Origin of the sequence: Pseudomonas fluorescens (assembly GCF_902497785.1) — a bacterium.
In the GTDB taxonomy this organism is placed as follows: Bacteria; Pseudomonadota; Gammaproteobacteria; order Pseudomonadales; family Pseudomonadaceae; genus Aquipseudomonas; species Aquipseudomonas fluorescens_BO.
Window position 1 is genome coordinate 1 of record NZ_CABVHK010000046.1, and the last position, 2,287, is coordinate 2,287.

The 2,287-nt window shown below is 62.7% G+C and carries 2 protein-coding genes and 1 pseudogene; 1 reads left to right on the forward strand and 2 read right to left on the reverse strand.

Annotated elements, in window-relative coordinates; genetic code table 11:
* Together F8N62_RS31170 and F8N62_RS31175 are read right to left on the reverse strand one after the other, a co-directional pair.
* A pseudogene (locus tag F8N62_RS31170) lies at positions 1-134 on the reverse strand (cupin); the annotation flags it as partial.
* A gap of 116 nt (positions 135-250) precedes the next feature.
* Positions 251-1,135: a LysR substrate-binding domain-containing protein gene (locus F8N62_RS31175; protein ID WP_150713390.1), complete on the reverse strand. Its 885-nt coding sequence runs from the start codon at positions 1,133-1,135 to the stop codon at positions 251-253.
* 234 nt (positions 1,136-1,369) lie between these two features.
* Here F8N62_RS31175 and F8N62_RS31180 point away from each other — a divergent pair, with 234 nt between their 5' ends.
* A complete protein-coding gene (locus tag F8N62_RS31180) occupies positions 1,370-2,134 on the forward strand; it encodes a sulfite exporter TauE/SafE family protein (protein ID WP_150713389.1) in 765 nt (254 codons plus the stop codon).
* Positions 2,135-2,287: the final 153 nt, after the last annotated feature.

Consider the following 2,287-nt stretch of genomic DNA (forward strand, 5'->3'; position numbering starts at 1 on the left):
ATCTTGCTGCCGTCTTCGCTGGTGTAGGCGTTGAGGTTGACCGTGTGCGGATCGCCTTCGAGTTTTTCCCATTTGCAGGCGTCGAGCACTGGCAGCGGGTGAGTGTCGCGAAGAACGGTAATCGGTGCGGACATGATGACTCCGGGCGTGAGGGAGAACTGAAGTCGCACCCTATAGCGCCCTTGCATCGGTCAGTTGTCTGAACTCGACATCGAAGTGTCCAGAAGCGCGCGAAGCTGAAGTCTGCCCCTCAGGGAAGCATCAAGGCGTTCAGCAAGGCGTTGGCATAACCGGGTAACGCCGCAAAATCCCGGGCACACAGCAACAGTTTGCGCCGGGCCCAGGGTTCTTGCAGGGCGAGGCTCTTGAAAGGACTTTCGCCCGGCCAGCGCTCCACGGCCGCCAGCGGCACGATCGCCAGCCCGGCACCTCGAGCGACCATGCGCATCACGCCGTCGAAGCCGTCGGCGCGGATGCGGATCTGCATGCGTGAGCCGGTTTGCAGCGCCTGCTCTTCAAGGTGCACCGCCAACGCGCTGTTCGCGTTGAGCCCGACGTAGTCGTGGGGCAAGGTATCGCTGAAACTGACCGAGGGCGCAACGGCCAATGGATGGTCGCGGGGCATGATCAGCACCAGCGGATCGTCGCGAAACGGGCGGGTCTGCAGGTCATCGGTGTTCACGGCGTCGGACACCAGCCCCAAGTCCGCCGCGCCTTGGCGCAAGGCATGAGTGATGCGCGCGCTGGGCAGTTCTTGCAGGTCGATGTCGAGGTTGGGGTGGCTGCGCAGGAAATCGGCGAGCAACTCGGGAAGGTATTCGGTGATCGCCGTGGTGTTGCACAACAAACGCACCTGACCTTTGACGCCTTGCGCATACTCGGCCAGGTCCTGCTGCATGCGTTCGGCGTGTTGCAGCAGGAGCCGCGCGTGTCGCGCCAGGGCTTTTCCGGCAGGCGTGGGCGTGACGCCGCGACGGCCGCGCTCGAGGAACTCGATGCCGAGCGAAGATTCCATTGCGCGGATGCGTGCACTCGCTGCCGCCAGGGACAGATGGCTGCGCGCGGCGCCGGCGGTGATGTTGCCGGTGTCGAGGATGTTCAGGTAGAGGCGCAGGTCGGTCAGGTCGAAGTGCATTACACCAGTCTTCAAGTAAGTGTTGTCTGGGCGGACGCCTTCGTCGGAACGCCGCCCGGAGCAGGCTCGCTCCCACAGGGGAATGCATTCCAAATGTGGGAGCGAGCCGGCTCCGGGCGGCGTTCCGACGAAGCGTCCGTCAAAACGACAAAGTTGTCAGCCTATTGCCAAACAAGAGGCACCCTCAGTATATGGCAGATTTTCACCAGGCCAATCCAGCCCCAGAATGACCCCATGAATTCACTCGCCGCGTTCTACCAAAACCTCGGGCTTGCCCTGTCCCTGATGGTCATCGCCACCTTCCTGCTGGCCGGCATGATCAAAGGCGTTATCGGCCTCGGCCTGCCGACCATCGCCATGGGCCTGCTCGGTCTGGCTATGGCGCCGTCGCAGGCTGCGGCGTTACTGATCATTCCCGCGACCGTGACCAATGTCTGGCAACTGGCATTCGGCGGGCATTTGCGCGGGCTGGCCAAACGGCTGTGGCCGATGCTACTGGCGATCTTCCTCGGCACCGGCGCCGGCACGGTGTGGCTCGGCATGGCGGGCGGGCATTGGGTGGTGCGGGGTTTGGGCGCGGCGTTGTTGATCTACGCGCTGAGCGGGCTGTTCCTGCCGACCTTACGCGTCAGCGAGCAGAACGAGGGTTGGCTCGGTCCGTTATGTGGCGTGTTGACCGGCATCATCACTTCCGCCACCGGCGTGTTCGTGATTCCAGCGGTGCCGTACCTGCAAGCGCTGGGTTTGAGCAAGGATGAACTGGTGCAGGCGCTGGGCCTGTCGTTCACCGTGTCGACCCTCGCACTCGCCGCCGGTCTGTTATGGCGCGGCTCGCTGGGCGGTGGCGAGTTGAGTGCTTCAATGCTGGCGCTGATTCCGGCGGTCCTCGGTATGTTGCTCGGGCAGTGGCTGCGCCAGCGGATCAGCGCCGTGCTGTTCAAACGCGTGTTCTTCATCGGCCTCGGTTTACTCGGCGGCCACTTGCTGGTCAGCGGGTAGCGGATGACGGGCTGATCATCTCGAGGCAAAAACCTCCTCAACTGCACAGTGGACGCAAGTCTATGGCAACAATCGACTGTCTATTCGTGCGTATAGATCAAATGTATTTTGCGTATTCATGGCTTACTCCGCGCGAGGCCGGTCGTTAATCTG